Consider the following 15,195-nt stretch of genomic DNA (forward strand, 5'->3'; position numbering starts at 1 on the left):
TTTTTAAATCGCATTATGAAAAAGTTATTCTTAACAGCAAGCATTGCTGGGGTTTTATTGTTTAACTCGTGTACTACAGTTCCATTAACTGGCCGAAGCCGATTTGACTTAGTAAGTAACGACCAGGTTTTACCAATGGCTTTTCAGGCTTATAGTACATTTTTAACTGAGAATAAGACAACAGTTCTACCTGCATCTAATGCACAGGCTTTAAAGGTTAAAACAATTGGCGCTAAATTAATTACTGCAGTAAAATCATATATGAATAATAATAACTATGGTAATTTAATTGCAGATTACCAGTGGGAAGTTAATGTTGTTCAAAACAATGAAAAAAATGCGTGGTGTATGCCTGGCGGAAAAATTGTTGTTTACACAGGGATTTTGCCTGTAACACAAGATGATGCTGGTTTAGCAACCGTAATGGGACACGAAATTGCCCATGCAATTGCTGGTCACTCGGCAGAACGCATGTCTAACGAAATGGTTGCACAGGGCGTAGGCTCATTGGCCGGTGCTGCTTTATCAAAAAACCCAAAAGTTCAATCTATTTTCAATGCAGGTTACGGCGTTGGTGGACAAGTTGCTATGCTAAAATTTAGCAGAAACCAAGAATTGGAAGCAGACAGATTGGGCTTAATTTTTATGGCGATGGCAGGTTATAATCCTCAAAATGCAACTGCTTTCTGGAATAGAATGTCGGCAGCTTCTGCAGGTGCACAAAAACCAGCAGAGTTTTTAAGCACTCACCCAAGTGATGCAACACGTATCGCTCAGATTCAAAAATATTTACCTGAAGCGCAACAGTATTATAAGAAATAGTTAAAGGTTAAGCGTATAAAGTTAAAGGTTGAGAGTGTAAAGCTTTCAACCTTTTTTTGTTTATGGGAAAATTTTAAGCCAGATTTGAGTATAAACAACATTGCCAACAGGTTGTTTCCTCTAAAGACTAAAGACTAAAGACTAAAGACTAAAGACTAAAGACTAAATACCAACGAACTAATTTTCAAGAACCTTCAAAATTGCACTGGCTTTTAACAAACATTCATCATGTTCTTTCTCTGCATTTGATTGAAAAGTTATTGCGCCACCAACCTGAAAGGATAGATAGTTATTATTTTGATTATAAAGGATACTGCGGATTATCACATTGAAATCAAAATCTCCGTTGGGACTGATGAAACCAAATGAACCAGAATAAACACCTCGCTTTGAAGATTCATACGCTTCAATTAACTGCATGGCTTTAACTTTTGGCGCTCCCGTCATCGAACCCATTGGGAAAGCATTTTTAATTGCATTAATAAAGTGAATTTCTGGATTTAATTCGCAGCTGATTGTCGAAATCATTTGATGGACTTGAGGGAAAGTATAGATACCAAATAATTCTTCGACTTTTACAGAGCCTTTCACCGCTGATTTAGTTAAATCGTGGCGAACCAAATCAACAATCATTACATTTTCTGCCTGTTCTTTTACATCATTTTTTAGGTGGATTTTGATTTGCTCATCTTCCACTAAATCTTTACTTCTTCTTGCTGTACCTTTTATTGGTTGTGATACCAATTTTGAACCTCTTTTACACAAAAAACGTTCTGGTGTAGCAGATAATATATAATGCTGATAAACTTTAAAGTAGCCAGCAAATGGAGTAGGAGAGATTTTATTTAGTAATTCAAAAGTTTCTACAGGATTTATTACAGCATTTTCTGCAAAAAACTCCTGGCAAAAATTAACCTCATAAATGTCGCCACGAATAATGTGTTCTTTTAAACCATTTACCTGATTTATATATTGAGCTTTTGAAAGTTTTTGATTGATTGATAAATTAGTCGGAGAAACTGCTTCCTTAACATCGAAACTATTTATTTCTTCGAGAATGGATTCATTTCCTAATAAAATTTCAGCCTTACCTTTTTTGAAACCGATTAGATATTTTGGTTCAAAGAAATATAAATCAGGGAATTCTAGTTTGTCAGGGTTTGAAGATTTTAGATCTTCAGTTTCATTTTTTAAATCGTAGCTAAAAAAACCGAAAAGCCAGGTTTTTTTGCTTTCGTAAAATGTTTTGAGTTGCGCAAAAGCATTTCCAGAATTCGCTTTTAATTCGCTTTCAACATCAGCGGCAATGATAAATTCGTATGCAGAATAAGCATCTTCGTATTGATTAGAATCTAAAAGGCAACAAACATCAAACTGGTTTGCCCAATCCAATGCTTTTTGTTTAAAATCTGATATGTTTCGTTCGGTTTTCAAGCAGCGGCAAAGGTAACTAAACCCGACATAAGTGGAAAGCTTACGGATGCAGAAACTTTAATTTTCCTACTAACATTCACCGTAACTTGGAACATTGGCGGGATCGGACCTAAATAGTTTTACAGTCTGTGCTTTCCAAATAAAAAAAAGCAACCCTAATAATAAGATTGCTTTGAAATGTTTTTTTAAATTTTCATTTAGAATGCGGTGAATAGATATTTGAATCAATTACAAAGATTCCTCGGCTTCGCTCGAAATGACGATCTTTTTAAACTGTTGAACAATAGAAATTATAATTCCAAAGTTTGTGCTCTATCTGGGCCAACTGATAAGAACTTAATTGGCACTTCTAATTCTTTTTCTAAAAATGCGATATAATCATTCAATTTAGCTGGAATTTCATCAACAGAAGTAATTTTAGTTACGTCAGTTGCCCAACCATCAATCGCTTTTAATACTGGTTTTGGCTCAATTGAAATAATGTCGTAAGGCATATAATCAATTGTTTCGCCATTATATTCGTAGTGTGTACAAGCATAAATTGTGTCGAAAGTATCTAAAACATCTGCTTTCATCATAATTAATTCGGTAACACCGTTTAACATGATGGCATATTTTAAAGCAGGAAGGTCAATCCACCCACAACGGCGAGCACGACCGGTTGTAGCACCAAATTCGTGGCCTAAAGCACGTAAGTTTTCGCCAACTTCGTTATCTAATTCTGTAGGGAAAGGACCACCGCCAACACGTGTGCAATAAGCTTTGAAGATGCCATAAACTGCACCAACTTTATTTGGAGCAATACCTAAACCGGTACAAGCACCTGCTGTAGTTGTATTACTAGAGGTTACGAAAGGGTATGAACCGAAATCAACATCGAGCAAAGTTCCTTGAGCGCCTTCTGCTAAAACTGCCTTGCCTTCTTTTAAATATCCGTTTACAAAATGTTCGCTATCTACGTGAGGAATTGATTTTAAGAATTCGATTGCTTCGAAAAAAGCTGCTTCTTTTTCAGCTAATTCATATTCAAAATCATAATGAGAAAGAATTTCTGTATGTTTTTCTACAAGTTTTGCATAGCGCTCTTTAAAATCCGGAAGTGTGGTATCGCCAACGCGTAAACCATTACGGCCGGTTTTATCCATATAAGTTGGACCAATTCCTTTTAGTGTAGAGCCAATTTTATTTTTACCCATGCGAGCTTCGTTTGCTGCATCTAATAATTGGTGAGTAGGTAAAATTAAATGCGCTTTACGAGCAATCACTAATTTGCCTTCGGCAACTGGATCGTGACCAGCTTTTTTCAAATTATCTAGCTCTCTTTTTAAAATAATTGGATCGATAACTACACCGTTACCGATAAGATTCATGGTTTTCTCGTTAAAAATACCTGATGGAATGGTGTTTAAAACAAATTTTTTACCATCGAACTCCAAAGTATGTCCGGCATTTGGGCCGCCCTGAAAACGGGCAATAAGATCATATTTCGGACTTAGAACGTCAACGATTTTTCCCTTTCCTTCGTCGCCCCATTGCAGGCCGAGAAGTACATCTACTTGCGTCATTATTAAAAAATTAAGCTGGTTTTATTTTTTTGGATTGATTTAATTTGCTTGGATACTTGCAGTGTTAGCCGCATTTTCACTTACTTTTCTGGCCATACTGCAATCAGAGCAGAAGCCATAGAGATTTAAAGAATGATGTTTAACATCAAATTTTAAAAGATCGCCAACCATGGTTTGAATTTGATGAATTCGAGGATCGCAAAATTCTACAACCTTACCACATTCGATACAAATTACATGATCGTGTTGACGGTAGCCATAAGATTTTTCGAATTGCGCCATGTTTTTACCAAACTGATGCTTGGTAACCAAATCACACGAAACCAATAACTCTAACGTATTATATACAGTTGCACGACTTACACGATATTTTTGGTTTTTCATGTGGATGTAGAGCGTTTCTACATCAAAATGATCGTTTCTTGAATAGATTTCTTCCAATATTGCGAAACGCTCAGGTGTTTTACGAAGATTTTTGTTCTCTAAATAAGCTTCAAAAATCTTGCGAACAAGTTCATTTGTTTTCTGTTCTGACATAGTTTTTAAACTCCGTTCAAAGGTAGTTAAATTGTTGGATTGTTGTAGCTTTTGATTGTTGAAATGTTGTAATAAGTAGGGGGGGTAAAAACTTCTGACCTTAGAAATTTGACTTCCTACTATTTAAGCATCAAACCTTGTTACACCAGTTACGCCTCGTACTTCCATTAAATTTTTAATTAATTTTTCAAGATGTTCAGTGTCATTCACGAATATCATTATCGAGCCATCAAAAATACCTTCATTTGTATCAACCGTTATAGAACGCATATTTACTTTAAAGTCATTTGAAATTACTTTTGTGATGTTATTGATTAAGCCAACATCATCAATACCCATAATGCGTAAACCAGTTAAGAAAGTTAATTCCTTTTGTTTGTTCCATTTTGCCTTGACTATTCTATAGCCATAATTCGACATTAATTGTGCTGCATTTGGGCAATTTGTACGGTGGATTTTTATACCCTCACTTACGGTAATAAAGCCGAAAACATCATCGCCAGGAATTGGATTACAACATGCAGCAAGCGTGTAATCTATCTTCTGCATGTCTTCACCAATAAGTAAAATATCAGATTCTGGGCCTTTTATTTTCCCTTTAATGGCATCAATACTCAAGTTTTCCGGGCGTTCTGGGCCACGGGTTTCTATTTCTTTTTCACTCACCAGATATTCCTTAATATCCTTAAGTTCTATTTTACCCAATGCAACCTGGATAAATAATTCTTGTGTAGATGAAAGTTTAAAATAGTAACTGATTTTATTTAGATTGTCTGTGTTGTAAGTAATTTTAAGCGATTTTAACTTACGCTCTAAAATCTCTTTACCAGTTTCGGCAATTTTTCTTTTTTCTTCTTTTAAAGATGATTTTATCTTCGACTTTGCTTTGGCCGTTACAACAACATTTAACCAGTCTTCTTTAGGTGATTGCTTACTTGAAGTAATAATTTCAACTTGATCTCCATTCTGAAGCTTGTAAGATATTGGCACCAGTTTATGATTTACTTTGGCTCCGATACAGGTTGCACCAACATCGGTATGAATTTCGAAAGCAAAATCTAAAGCAGTTGCACCCAATGGCAATTGAATTAAAGCGCCTTTTGGTGTGAAAATGAAAATCTCATCAGAGAATAAGTTCATTTTAAAATCGTCCAGGAAATCCAGAGCATTGGCTTCCGGATTGTTAAGCATTTCGCGGACTTTCTGAATCCACTGATCCAAACCATTATCATTGCTCGATTCTTTATATTTCCAATGTGCTGCAAAACCTTTCTCGGCAATTTCATTCATACGTTGTGTACGTATTTGTACTTCAACCCATTGTCCGCGAGGTCCCATTACCGTGGTGTGCAACGATTCATAACCATTTCCTTTGGGAGATGAAACCCAATCTCTTAAACGATCTGGATTTGGGCGGTATAAATCAGTAACAATCGAGTAGGCTTTCCAACAATCTGCTTTTTCGTTTTCGTACGGGCTATCTAATATAATTCGGATGGCAAAAAGATCATAAACCTCTTCAAAAGGAATATTTTTCTTTTTCATTTTATTCCAAATCGAATGAATAGATTTCGGGCGACCATAAACAGCCGCGACTAAACCTTGTTCATGTACGATTTCATCAATAGGTTCAACAAATTTTTTAATAAATAAATTTCGCTCTGTTTTTTTCTCGTTTAATTTTTTTGCGATGAATTTATACGTTTCAGGCTCCAGATATTTCATCGAGAGGTCTTCAAGCTCAGATTTTATTGCATACAAACCTAAACGGTGCGCTAAAGGTGCATATAAGTAAATAGTTTCTGAGGCAATTTTCAATTGCTTATGGCGAGGCATGAAGTCCATCGTACGCATATTATGCAACCTGTCTGCCAATTTAATTAAGATTACCCTAACATCATCAGCAAGGGTTAATAACATTTTGCGGAAATTCTCTGCTTGTAGAGAACTGTTAGTGTCAAAAACACCAGAAATTTTAGTTAAGCCATCAATAATTTTTGCGGTTTTCTTGCCAAATTCCCGTTCAATATCTTCAAGCGTTATATCTGTATCTTCAACAACATCATGCAGTAAAGCGCAAACTATAGATGTTGTACCCAAGCCAATTTCTTCGGCGGCAATTTGTGCCACAGCAATTGGATGATAAATATATGGTTCTCCAGATTTTCGGCGCATATCTTTATGGCTTTCTAAAGCCATATCAAAAGCTTTCCTGATTTCTTTTTTATCTCCTTTTTGCAATGTTGACTTGCTTGCACGGAGTAATGCTCTATATCTTTTTAATATTTCTTTCTTCTCTGCCTCTAAATCAATCACTAACTCTGTTTTCATTTGTATTTTTTGCGTAAAATATTGCGTCTTATTATTCAATAAAACTTATATTAGTTTTATAAAACTCCTAATATATGAAATAACCCCTAACTTTGTTGAGGTATAAATTTATGAATTTTAAAGGGCTTATCATTCTATTTATTGTCATCATTTTTGGCGCTTCTTTAAAAGCACAAGAAAATGTAGAACCAATTTTTCCTAAATTAGGTAAGTTAGATACCATAAGGGTAGCTTCCACTAATGATAATGGCGTTATGATTCCGTGGATGCAACTTTACGACGTTACCATAATCGCTCCTCATATTTTTAAATCTCCGGCCGAACAAGCTGCTTATAATAGGCTGCGCTACAATGTTCTAAAAGTGATGCCTTATGCACTTTTTGCTAAACGTCGATACGAACAATTAGAGCGTGATTTAGTAACAACGACCGAAAAAAAACGCCAGAAAGACTTGGTTAAGCAATGTGATAAGGAAATTAAGGACATGTTTAACCGGGAGATTAAAGATTTAACAATTACTCAAGGTAAAATTTTAACAAAACTTATTGATAGGGAAGTGGGGCGTACAACGTACGATATTGTAAAGCAAACAAAAGGTGGTTTTGCAGCGTTCTCCTATCAAGTTATTGCCAGGGTTGTTGGCCATAATTTAAAGAGCGAGTACAACATCAACGAAGATCGGGATATTGAATCGATAATCAGAGCTTCTGGATTCTATCAATAAAATATAATGAAAGAAAATATACCTAATATCTATTCATTTAAAGTGAAAAAGATAACAGGCGACGAGCAGCCGCTTTCAGCTTTCCGAAATAAAGTTTTATTAATTGTTAATACAGCTTCAGAATGTGGTTTTACACCGCAACTTGGCGAGTTACAAAAATTAAAAGATGAAATAGGTAATCCAGATTTTGAAATTTTAGGTTTTCCTACAAACGATTTTGGAAAGCAAGAACCTTTAAATGGAAATGACATAAGCAGTTTCTGCGAGATAAACCATGGGGTTAAATTCCCTGTTTTTGATAAAATAATGGTTCGTGGCGCACATGCCCATCCTTTGTATCAGTTTTTGAGTGATAAAAAACAAAATACAAAGCTTACCTCAACGCCAAGGTGGAATTTTCATAAATACCTTATCAATAAAAAAGGCGAAGTGGAAGATTATTTCTTTCCATTTACAAAGCCTTTAAGTTCAAAAGTTAAGAAAAAAATTCAGCGCCTGCTGGATGTAAAATAATAATGAAGTTAGATATTTTAGTTATAGCCGTTCATCCTGATGATGCGGAACTTTGCTGTTCGGGAACGATATTAAAACACATAGCCCTAGGTAAAAAAGTTGGAATTGTAGATTTAACCAGAGGCGAGCTTGGTACAAGAGGCACAGCTGAAACGCGTGATGAAGAAGCAGCGGATTCTGCAAAAATATTGGGTTTACATGCCCGAGAAAATTTAAGATTGCGTGATGGTTTCTTTCAGAATGATGAATTTCACCGTTTGGAAGTAATTAAGGCAATAAGAAAATATCAACCTGAAATTATTTTAAGTAATGCCTTAGAAGACCGTCATCCCGACCATGGAAGGGCTGGAGATTTGGTTTATGATGCTGTATTTTTATCAGGTTTACCTAAAATTGAAACTGAACTTGATGGACGAAAACAATTAGCCCATCGCCCCAGATTATTGCTGCAATACATTCAAGATAGATATTTAAGGCCTGATATTATTGTTGATATTTCAGCACATATGGATAAAAAAATTGAGTCAATCAAAGCTTTCAAAACTCAGTTTTATAATCCTGATGTTGATGGAATGCAAACATACATTTCATCGCCAGAGTTTTTCGAAACTGTAATTGGTCGTTCAAGAGAGTTTGGTAAAAGCATCGGTGCTACTTTCGGCGAAGGTTTTACCTCAAGGAAATTATTAGGTGTTGATAGTTTATTCGATTTAAAATAAAATTTATACCATCTAAGATTTTCCAAGGTTTCTTAGGTGGTAAACAACGATTTCCAACAAAATAGCCATTTATTTGTTACTCTCAAAACGAATAATAATGGCGAACATATTCTCTTCAATCAAAAATGCGTACAATCTTTTTAAACATGTAGATTTTGCCAAATTAGATGCGCTTTCTAAAAAAGTAGATTTGCCTAAAATGGTCGAAACAATATCAAGCCTCGATGATAAACAAATCTCGGGCATGATGAAAATGATGGGCGGCTCAGGTAAAAAGAAAGAACTCCCACCAATAGATGGCGATTTTTATCAATTGGGCGATGAAGCTTTGAAAGATGAAGACCGGGCTTTGCAACTAAAAGTTAGAGCTTTTCTGGAAAAAGAGGTTAAGCCAATCGTAAATCATTATTGGAACAAAGCCGAATTCCCATACGAAATTATACCAAAATTAGCCGAACTAAATATTTGCGGTTTAACTTATAAAGGTTATGGCTGCCCCGGAAAATCAAATTTGATGGAAGGAATTTTGGCTATGGAAATGGCCAGGATTGATACCTCTCTTTCTACTTTTTTTGGTGTGCAGAGTGGCTTGGCAATGGGTTCTATTTACTTATGCGGCTCAGAAGAACAAAAGCAACAATGGCTACCGTTAATGCAAAAATTTAAAATAATTGGTGCTTTCGGTTTAACCGAACCCGAAGTTGGTTCGGCTGCGGCCGGTGGTTTAACTACAACTTGTAAATTTATAAATGGCAAATGGGTTTTAAACGGACAAAAAAAATGGATTGGCAATGCCACCTTTGCCGATATTTTAATTATCTGGGCTCGCGATGAAGACAGTAACGAAGTTAAAGGTTTCATTGTAAAAAAAGATAACCCGGGTTTTGCCGTTGAAAAAATGCAAGACAAGATGGCTTTAAGAATTGTACAAAATGGGATTATCACACTAACAAATTGCGAAGTAGAAGAAATCGACCGGCTTCAAAATGCTAATTCATTTAAGGATACAGCAAAAGTTCTACAGATGACAAGAGCGGGCGTTGCCTGGCAAGCTGTTGGCTGTGCTCGCGGCGCTTATGAAAATGCGTTGGATTATACCAGAACCAGAAAACAGTTTGGAAAGCCGATTGCATCATTTCAACTAATTCAAAACCATTTGGTAGAAATGCTTTCAAATTTAACCGCAATGCAAACTTTATGTTTCCGGTTATCTCAATTGCAAGATCAAGGATTACTTAAAGACGAACATGCATCATTAGCGAAAGTTTTTTGTTCATTGCGCACACGCGATGTAGTAAGTAAAGCCCGAGAGGTAATGGGAGGAAACGGAATTTTGTTGGAATATAATGTGGCTCGTTTCGTAGCCGATGCTGAAGCTATTTATTCTTACGAAGGTACCAAAGAGATAAATACTTTAATTGTTGGTAGGGCGATAACGGGGTTTTCGGCTTTTGTTTAATTTTCATTTCTTATTCTTCTCTTCAATCCACAGCGACATATATTTTGTAGATTGATTGGCATGATGGTTTAAAATTTGCCCGATGAAGTTGTTTTGGCGATGTTGAGCTAAATCTAAATTTTCTATTTGCCAAATAAAATGGAGTGAGATTTCTTCATTAGCATATCGTTCATTAATAATTTGTACTCCATTTTTTTGGGCTCTAAACCAAGCTTTTTCATCTTGATACAATTTCGCAGCTTCTTCAATAAAAACTTCCAAATCATCTTCAATAATTCCACACCAGTTTAATGTTCCCTTCATCGCTTCGGCGCCAATTGTTGTAGTTACAGATGGTGTTCCAACCTGCATGGCATCAATAAATTTACCTTTTACACCAGCGCCAAATTGAATTGGAGCAAGCAAAATTCTGTGTTGGGCAATTGTTTTTTGAGCATTTTCAACTCTGCCTTTTATAAAAAATCTTTCGTATTTGTTTTCTAGCTGTAATACTTTTTGAGAAGCATAAGCACCATAAATATGCATGTTTACATTAGGGATTTTCTTTCTAAGCAATGGCCAAACTTTGGTTTTTAAAACCTGAACGGTATTCCAATTTGGTTCGTGCAGAAAATTTCCTATAAATACAAAATCAGCTCTTTCCCCAAAAGGAATCCAATTTTGAATCTTTTGATTTGTTATCTTTTCTTCTAAAAAAGGTAAATAGTAAAGCAGTGAGGCATCTATTTTAAATTGGTTTTGAAGAATATCTATCTCAATCTCGGAAATGATTAAAGAAATATCGCAACGTAAAATCGAAGCAATTTCTCGCTTTGCAACATCATTAAATAAATCTAATTCTTTATCTTTTTTATTGCTTTGCTGTCTGGCACTCCTAAAAAAATGTAAATCTTCTGTATCTAAAATTCGTAAAGCATCAGGGCATTCTTGTTGCACCCGCCATCCATATTGTTCTTCAACCATAAATCTATCGAATAAAATAACGTCTGGCATTAAATCTTTTAGAAATGAATTGAAACTTTCGTCATTTAGTTTTATTTCTTGCTCAATAACATTTTTATCAATAAAATCATGACTAAAATCACTTTTTGATGCAGCTGAAGCGAAAGTAATTTCGTAGCCATTTTTTAGAAATAAATCTACCAATTGAATCATCCGTGTACCGGCAGCCGAAGAAGTAGGTTCAGGCCAAACAAATCCAATTATCAATAATTTCTTTCTGCTCATATCATAATATTTCTGCAAAATAAACATAACCCGCGGTTTAAATCGTGGGCTGTGCAAGAAATTCTTATTTTTGCACCTCAATTACAAATCACCACATGTTAGGATTAAAACTATTAACAGACCCACGTTGGGCAAATATCGCTGAATCTAATTTAGAAGAAATCCTATCCGACCATGCCTGGTGCGAACAAAAAGCGGCTTCTAATGCAATTACTTTAATCACTCAGAATTCCGAACATCAGGATTTAGTAGATGAATTAACGGCAATTGCAATTGAAGAAATGCAACATTTTCAAATGGTAATTGAAATTATTAAACAACGTGGTTACACATTAACCCGCGAAAGAAAAGATGATTACGTTGGGCGTTTGGTTAAATTTAGCAAGAAGGATGGAAGCAGAAATCAAGCATTTATTGATAGGCTTTTATTTGCAGCGATGATTGAAGCCAGAAGTTGTGAACGTTTTCGTGTGCTTTCTCAAAATATTAAGGATGAAGAATTAGCTAAATTTTACCACGAATTAATGATTTCGGAAGCTACGCATTATACAACTTTCTTAAATTTTGCCCGTAAATATAGTACTGATGTTGATGTAGATAAACGCTGGAAAGAATGGTTAGAATTTGAAGGCGAATTGATTCAAAGTTTCGGTACGAAAGAGGCAATTCACGGATAGCCCGAAGTCTGGTGTCCAGAAGTCAGAAGTTTTTAAGTTAATATCTGGACTACGGTTTTCCAATCTCCGACTTATGTATATTCCACAACCAAATAACAATGTCCTGATAGCTGTTAATGCCTTTTTTCTGATTGTTAAGCTTTAGGAAACTATCGAAGGCAGCATCCATATAGCCAAACATTTCGCCATTGTATTTTCGCCAAAATTCCTTCTCGGTTTTAAAATCTGCTAAAACCCTATCTGATAATTTTTCGTGGAGTAACTTATAATCCTCCGGCGATTTTATCCTGATTTCAAACAGGATGTACCTCAACATTTCGTAATTAGCCGAATATTGGTAATTCAAATCAGGGCTATTACTCGCCGTTAAATAGCCTAATAAATTTGCTTCATCTTCATAAGCAATGCCTAATTGATGCGCAATTTCGTGGCAAGAAACGTAAGGTTTAACAAAATCAGGGAGATTCATATTCATATTCGCTTCCCCAGATAATGGTGCATAGTAACCTTCAATGCCCGCTTTACTTACTATCCAAGGATTCAAAACAGCCTTTAAACATGGGTTTGAATATCTAAATAATGATTTTTCTCTTTCCATTATTTTGTAGGCTTCGGCAGAATTAGTCTCTAATTCTTTTATTGTATAAACCGGGTCTTTAGTTTGCTTAAGTTTTAAATCATTAGTCTTTTTAACAAAATAATTGCCCAACAAAACCAATTCTTTTACCGAATATTTATCGTTTCCAATGTTTAATTCTTCATTAATACTTGGCCGACTATAATTTAATCCCCAAACTATTTTGAAAATGACATATAGGATTAGAAAGAAATTTAAAATTTGAATGGGGACTGTAATTCTGTGTTCTTTTTTTAAAGTTTTTCTTCGCTTGTAAAATCTAGTGATTTTATAAAAAACATATCCGATAAGTAATGTATAAATAATATCACCTATGGCAAATGGAAATGTTGATGAAATAAATCTTAAAGCTGAGGAGATGTATGGGTAAAAGCCAGCCGAGTAATATTTTTGAACTATAGAAGGGAATAATCCGAAGAGGAAAATAACAATTGATGAGCTGATTAAAAATATTAATGATTTATAAATCGAATGCTTAAGCACTAGTAATAATGTCCTTTCAATGATTGAATTTCTAAAATGACAATGATTCCGTCGTCATGAATTTCGTAAACGATACGATGTTCTTCGTTTATTCTCCGAGACCAAGAACCTGATAATTCATATTTTAGAGGCTCAGGTTTTCCTATTCCTTCAAATGGATTTTCTTGAATAGCTACAATTAATTGTTGAATCTTTTTTTGAATAGCTTTATTCCCAGACTTTTTCCAATATTTTAAGTGTTCAATAGCCTTCGGAGCAAAAATTACTTCCATAAATCTTCAACTGCAATTTTTACACCTTTACCATTTTTAACGTCTTCTCGGGCTTGTATTATGTCTTTTACAAATTCTGGATTATAGGGTCGTTTTTCAGTTTCAAAATCAATCTTTAAAACTTTCATTACCGCTTTTAACGCAGTAGCCTGTTCTTCATTTTTTGGATGTGCAATTAGTGTTTCCATTTTAATGGTGCTTAATAACCAAATATAACAAATCTATCGTTCAAAAGTTAGTCGCTTGCCGATTTGGTCAGTTGTGAACCTGCCTTTTTGATAGGCCAAATTACCTGAAACAAAAGTATGTGTTACGCTTGCCCGAAAGGTATCGCCATCAAAAGGGCTCCAGCCGCATTTGTAGAAATTATTGAGCTTGGTAACTTTCCAGGAATCTTTTAAATCAACCAAAACTAAATCTGCCCAATAACCTTCCCGAATAAAACCTCGTTTTTCGATATCGAAGCAAATTGCCAGGTTATGTGCTGTTTTTTCAACAATTTTCTCTAGCGAAATTTTCCCTTGTAAATGCATTTCCAACAAAGCTGGTAAAGCGTGTTGAACTAATGGTCCGCCTGATGGAGCTTGAGCGTAAAGTTGGTTTTTTTCTTCAAGAGTATGTGGCGCATGGTCGGTTGCGATAACATCAATATTATCATTTAAAACACCAGCGAGAATGCCACTTTGGTCATCTTCGGTTTTTACAGCGGGGTTCCATTTTATGAAATTACCTTTTGCTGCATAATCTTTATCATTAAACCAAAGGTGATGAACGCAAGCTTCGGCAGTGATTTTTTTATCTTTTAATGGAATTGAATTATCAAATAATGCAATTTCTTTTGCTGTAGAAATATGTAAAATATGTAAACGTGTTTGATAACTTTTAGCCAATTCAACTGCTAGCGATGATGATTTGTAACAAGCTTCTGCACTCCTGATTAACGGGTGCATGTCTATTGTTAAATCATCTCCATACTTGGCTTTGAATTCAGCAAGATTATGGCGGATGGTTTCTTCATCTTCGCAATGGGTTGCCACTAAAATTGGTGCTTTGCTGAAAATATTTTCTAGTGTTTTTTCATTATCAACCAACATATTTCCGGTTGATGAACCCATGAAAACTTTAATGCCGCAAACATTTTTAGGGTCGGTTTTTAAAACTTCTTCGATGTTATCATTGCTGGCACCCATGTAAAATGAGTAGTTTGCTAACGAAGTCTCGGCTGCAATTGCATATTTATCGGCAAGTAATTCTTGCGTTAAAGTATTCGGAACGGTATTCGGCATTTCCATAAAAGAAGTAATTCCACCTGCTACGGCTGCCATACTTTCGGTAAAAATGTCTGCTTTGTGTGTTAAACCTGGTTCGCGGAAATGAACCTGGTCGTCTATCATTCCTGGTAAAAGATATTGACCTTCGGCATTAATTTCCTGCACTCCAGGTGCTGAAAGGTTTTGACCGATTTTGGAAATAAATCCATCTTTAATTAATACATCGGCAACAATTTTTTGTCCTTCGTTTACAATTGTGGCAGCTTTTATCAGGTAAGAGTTCATGGTTTCAAAGGTAATGTTTTAGAAGATAGTTGGAAAGTTGAAATGTTTGAAAGTTGAATATAGAATGTTGTAGGGTTGGAAAGTTGAAAAATTGGAATGTTGGAAATTGAGTTTTGAATATAGGACTGAATTAATTAAACCTGATTGAAGTGGAAATACTTTTGCTTAAGATTGCTTCGTTCCTCGCAATGACGAGGATGGCAAAAGATTGTAACGAAAAGCAGGACTAACGCTAAAA

General features: G+C 35.2%; 15 protein-coding genes. 6 read left to right on the plus strand and 9 right to left on the minus strand.

Annotated elements, in window-relative coordinates; translation table 11 throughout:
- Window positions 1-15 precede the first annotated feature (15 nt).
- Window positions 16-822, plus strand: a complete 807-nt coding sequence (locus QWY86_RS15085; protein ID WP_290243174.1) for a M48 family metallopeptidase — start codon at window positions 16-18, stop codon at window positions 820-822.
- Window positions 823-999: 177 nt separating this feature from the next.
- On the opposite strand, the gene QWY86_RS15090 is transcribed toward QWY86_RS15085, so the two are convergent.
- The 4 genes from QWY86_RS15090 to QWY86_RS15105 form a co-directional block, all read right to left on the minus strand.
- Window positions 1,000-2,256, minus strand: a complete 1,257-nt coding sequence (locus QWY86_RS15090; RefSeq protein ID WP_290243175.1) for an anthranilate synthase component I family protein — start codon at window positions 2,254-2,256, stop codon at window positions 1,000-1,002.
- A gap of 290 nt (window positions 2,257-2,546) precedes the next feature.
- Entirely contained in the window at window positions 2,547-3,821 is a 1,275-nt protein-coding gene (locus QWY86_RS15095; protein WP_290243176.1) for an adenylosuccinate synthase, read from the minus strand.
- Window positions 3,822-3,860: 39 nt separating this feature from the next.
- On the minus strand, window positions 3,861-4,358 hold the full coding sequence (locus QWY86_RS15100; protein WP_290243178.1) for a Fur family transcriptional regulator: 498 nt from the start codon (window positions 4,356-4,358) through the stop codon (window positions 3,861-3,863).
- 123 nt (window positions 4,359-4,481) lie between these two features.
- Entirely contained in the window at window positions 4,482-6,689 is a 2,208-nt protein-coding gene (locus QWY86_RS15105) for a RelA/SpoT family protein (RefSeq protein ID WP_290243179.1), read from the minus strand.
- 110 nt (window positions 6,690-6,799) lie between these two features.
- Between QWY86_RS15105 and QWY86_RS15110 the strand changes: the two genes are divergently transcribed.
- The 4 genes from QWY86_RS15110 to QWY86_RS15125 all read left to right on the plus strand — a co-directional run bounded on the left by QWY86_RS15110 (window position 6,800) and on the right by QWY86_RS15125 (window position 10,105).
- A complete protein-coding gene (locus QWY86_RS15110; protein WP_290243180.1) occupies window positions 6,800-7,414 on the plus strand; it encodes a DUF4294 domain-containing protein in 615 nt (204 codons plus the stop codon).
- A 6-nt stretch (window positions 7,415-7,420) separates the two neighbouring features.
- Window positions 7,421-7,927: a glutathione peroxidase gene (locus QWY86_RS15115; protein WP_290243182.1), complete on the plus strand. Its 507-nt coding sequence runs from the start codon at window positions 7,421-7,423 to the stop codon at window positions 7,925-7,927.
- Between the two features lie 2 nt (window positions 7,928-7,929).
- Window positions 7,930-8,646: a bacillithiol biosynthesis deacetylase BshB1 gene (gene bshB1 / locus QWY86_RS15120; RefSeq protein WP_290243184.1), complete on the plus strand. Its 717-nt coding sequence runs from the start codon at window positions 7,930-7,932 to the stop codon at window positions 8,644-8,646.
- 97 nt (window positions 8,647-8,743) lie between these two features.
- On the plus strand, window positions 8,744-10,105 hold the full coding sequence (locus tag QWY86_RS15125) for an acyl-CoA dehydrogenase family protein (protein WP_290243185.1): 1,362 nt from the start codon (window positions 8,744-8,746) through the stop codon (window positions 10,103-10,105).
- A 3-nt stretch (window positions 10,106-10,108) separates the two neighbouring features.
- On the opposite strand, the gene QWY86_RS15130 is transcribed toward QWY86_RS15125, so the two are convergent.
- The gene (locus QWY86_RS15130; protein WP_290243186.1) at window positions 10,109-11,359 is read right to left on the minus strand and encodes a glycosyltransferase; all 1,251 of its coding nucleotides are present in this window, start codon (window positions 11,357-11,359) and stop codon (window positions 10,109-10,111) included.
- 68 nt (window positions 11,360-11,427) lie between these two features.
- On the opposite strand from QWY86_RS15130, the gene QWY86_RS15135 reads away from it, so the two are divergent.
- Window positions 11,428-12,009 (plus strand): MiaE family protein, encoded by a 582-nt coding sequence (locus QWY86_RS15135; RefSeq protein ID WP_290243188.1) that lies wholly within the window; start codon window positions 11,428-11,430, stop codon window positions 12,007-12,009.
- A 49-nt stretch (window positions 12,010-12,058) separates the two neighbouring features.
- Here the strand turns inward: QWY86_RS15135 and QWY86_RS15140 are convergent, their stop codons facing one another.
- From QWY86_RS15140 to QWY86_RS15155, 4 genes are read right to left on the minus strand one after another with little or no spacing between them, the layout of a single operon-like run.
- Window positions 12,059-13,129 carry a DUF3810 domain-containing protein gene (locus QWY86_RS15140; protein WP_290243190.1) on the minus strand — a complete coding sequence of 357 codons (1,071 nt, stop codon included), beginning with the start codon at window positions 13,127-13,129 and terminating at the stop codon, window positions 12,059-12,061.
- Complete coding sequence (locus QWY86_RS15145; RefSeq protein ID WP_290243191.1) at window positions 13,129-13,401, minus strand: Txe/YoeB family addiction module toxin; 273 nt, start codon at window positions 13,399-13,401, stop codon at window positions 13,129-13,131. Before QWY86_RS15145 ends, QWY86_RS15140 begins: the two co-directional genes overlap by 1 nt.
- Window positions 13,392-13,589 carry a DUF2683 family protein gene (locus QWY86_RS15150; RefSeq protein ID WP_290243194.1) on the minus strand — a complete coding sequence of 66 codons (198 nt, stop codon included), beginning with the start codon at window positions 13,587-13,589 and terminating at the stop codon, window positions 13,392-13,394. Before QWY86_RS15150 ends, QWY86_RS15145 begins: the two co-directional genes overlap by 10 nt.
- 33 nt (window positions 13,590-13,622) lie before the next feature.
- Window positions 13,623-14,957 carry a dihydroorotase gene (locus QWY86_RS15155; RefSeq protein WP_290243196.1) on the minus strand — a complete coding sequence of 445 codons (1,335 nt, stop codon included), beginning with the start codon at window positions 14,955-14,957 and terminating at the stop codon, window positions 13,623-13,625.
- Between the last annotated feature and the right edge of the window lie 238 nt (window positions 14,958-15,195).

The organism is Pedobacter aquatilis, from assembly GCF_030409415.1.
Taxonomy (GTDB): domain Bacteria; phylum Bacteroidota; class Bacteroidia; order Sphingobacteriales; family Sphingobacteriaceae; genus Pedobacter; species Pedobacter aquatilis.

What these genes read in the sequence shown, in the direction of transcription:
- QWY86_RS15130 (WP_290243186.1), bottom strand. Translation starts at nt 11,359, where the DNA reads ATGTTTATTTTGCAGAAATATTATGATATGAGCAGAAAGAAATTATTG.
- QWY86_RS15085 (WP_290243174.1), top strand. Translation starts at nt 16, where the DNA reads ATGAAAAAGTTATTCTTAACAGCAAGCATTGCTGGGGTTTTATTGTTT.
- bshB1 (WP_290243184.1), top strand. Translation starts at nt 7,930, where the DNA reads ATGAAGTTAGATATTTTAGTTATAGCCGTTCATCCTGATGATGCGGAA.
- QWY86_RS15125 (WP_290243185.1), top strand. Translation starts at nt 8,744, where the DNA reads ATGGCGAACATATTCTCTTCAATCAAAAATGCGTACAATCTTTTTAAA.
- QWY86_RS15155 (WP_290243196.1), bottom strand. Translation starts at nt 14,957, where the DNA reads ATGAACTCTTACCTGATAAAAGCTGCCACAATTGTAAACGAAGGACAA.
- QWY86_RS15100 (WP_290243178.1), bottom strand. Translation starts at nt 4,358, where the DNA reads ATGTCAGAACAGAAAACAAATGAACTTGTTCGCAAGATTTTTGAAGCT.
- QWY86_RS15095 (WP_290243176.1), bottom strand. Translation starts at nt 3,821, where the DNA reads ATGACGCAAGTAGATGTACTTCTCGGCCTGCAATGGGGCGACGAAGGA.
- QWY86_RS15135 (WP_290243188.1), top strand. Translation starts at nt 11,428, where the DNA reads ATGTTAGGATTAAAACTATTAACAGACCCACGTTGGGCAAATATCGCT.
- QWY86_RS15110 (WP_290243180.1), top strand. Translation starts at nt 6,800, where the DNA reads ATGAATTTTAAAGGGCTTATCATTCTATTTATTGTCATCATTTTTGGC.
- QWY86_RS15115 (WP_290243182.1), top strand. Translation starts at nt 7,421, where the DNA reads ATGAAAGAAAATATACCTAATATCTATTCATTTAAAGTGAAAAAGATA.
- QWY86_RS15150 (WP_290243194.1), bottom strand. Translation starts at nt 13,589, where the DNA reads ATGGAAACACTAATTGCACATCCAAAAAATGAAGAACAGGCTACTGCG.
- QWY86_RS15145 (WP_290243191.1), bottom strand. Translation starts at nt 13,401, where the DNA reads ATGGAAGTAATTTTTGCTCCGAAGGCTATTGAACACTTAAAATATTGG.
- QWY86_RS15105 (WP_290243179.1), bottom strand. Translation starts at nt 6,689, where the DNA reads ATGAAAACAGAGTTAGTGATTGATTTAGAGGCAGAGAAGAAAGAAATA.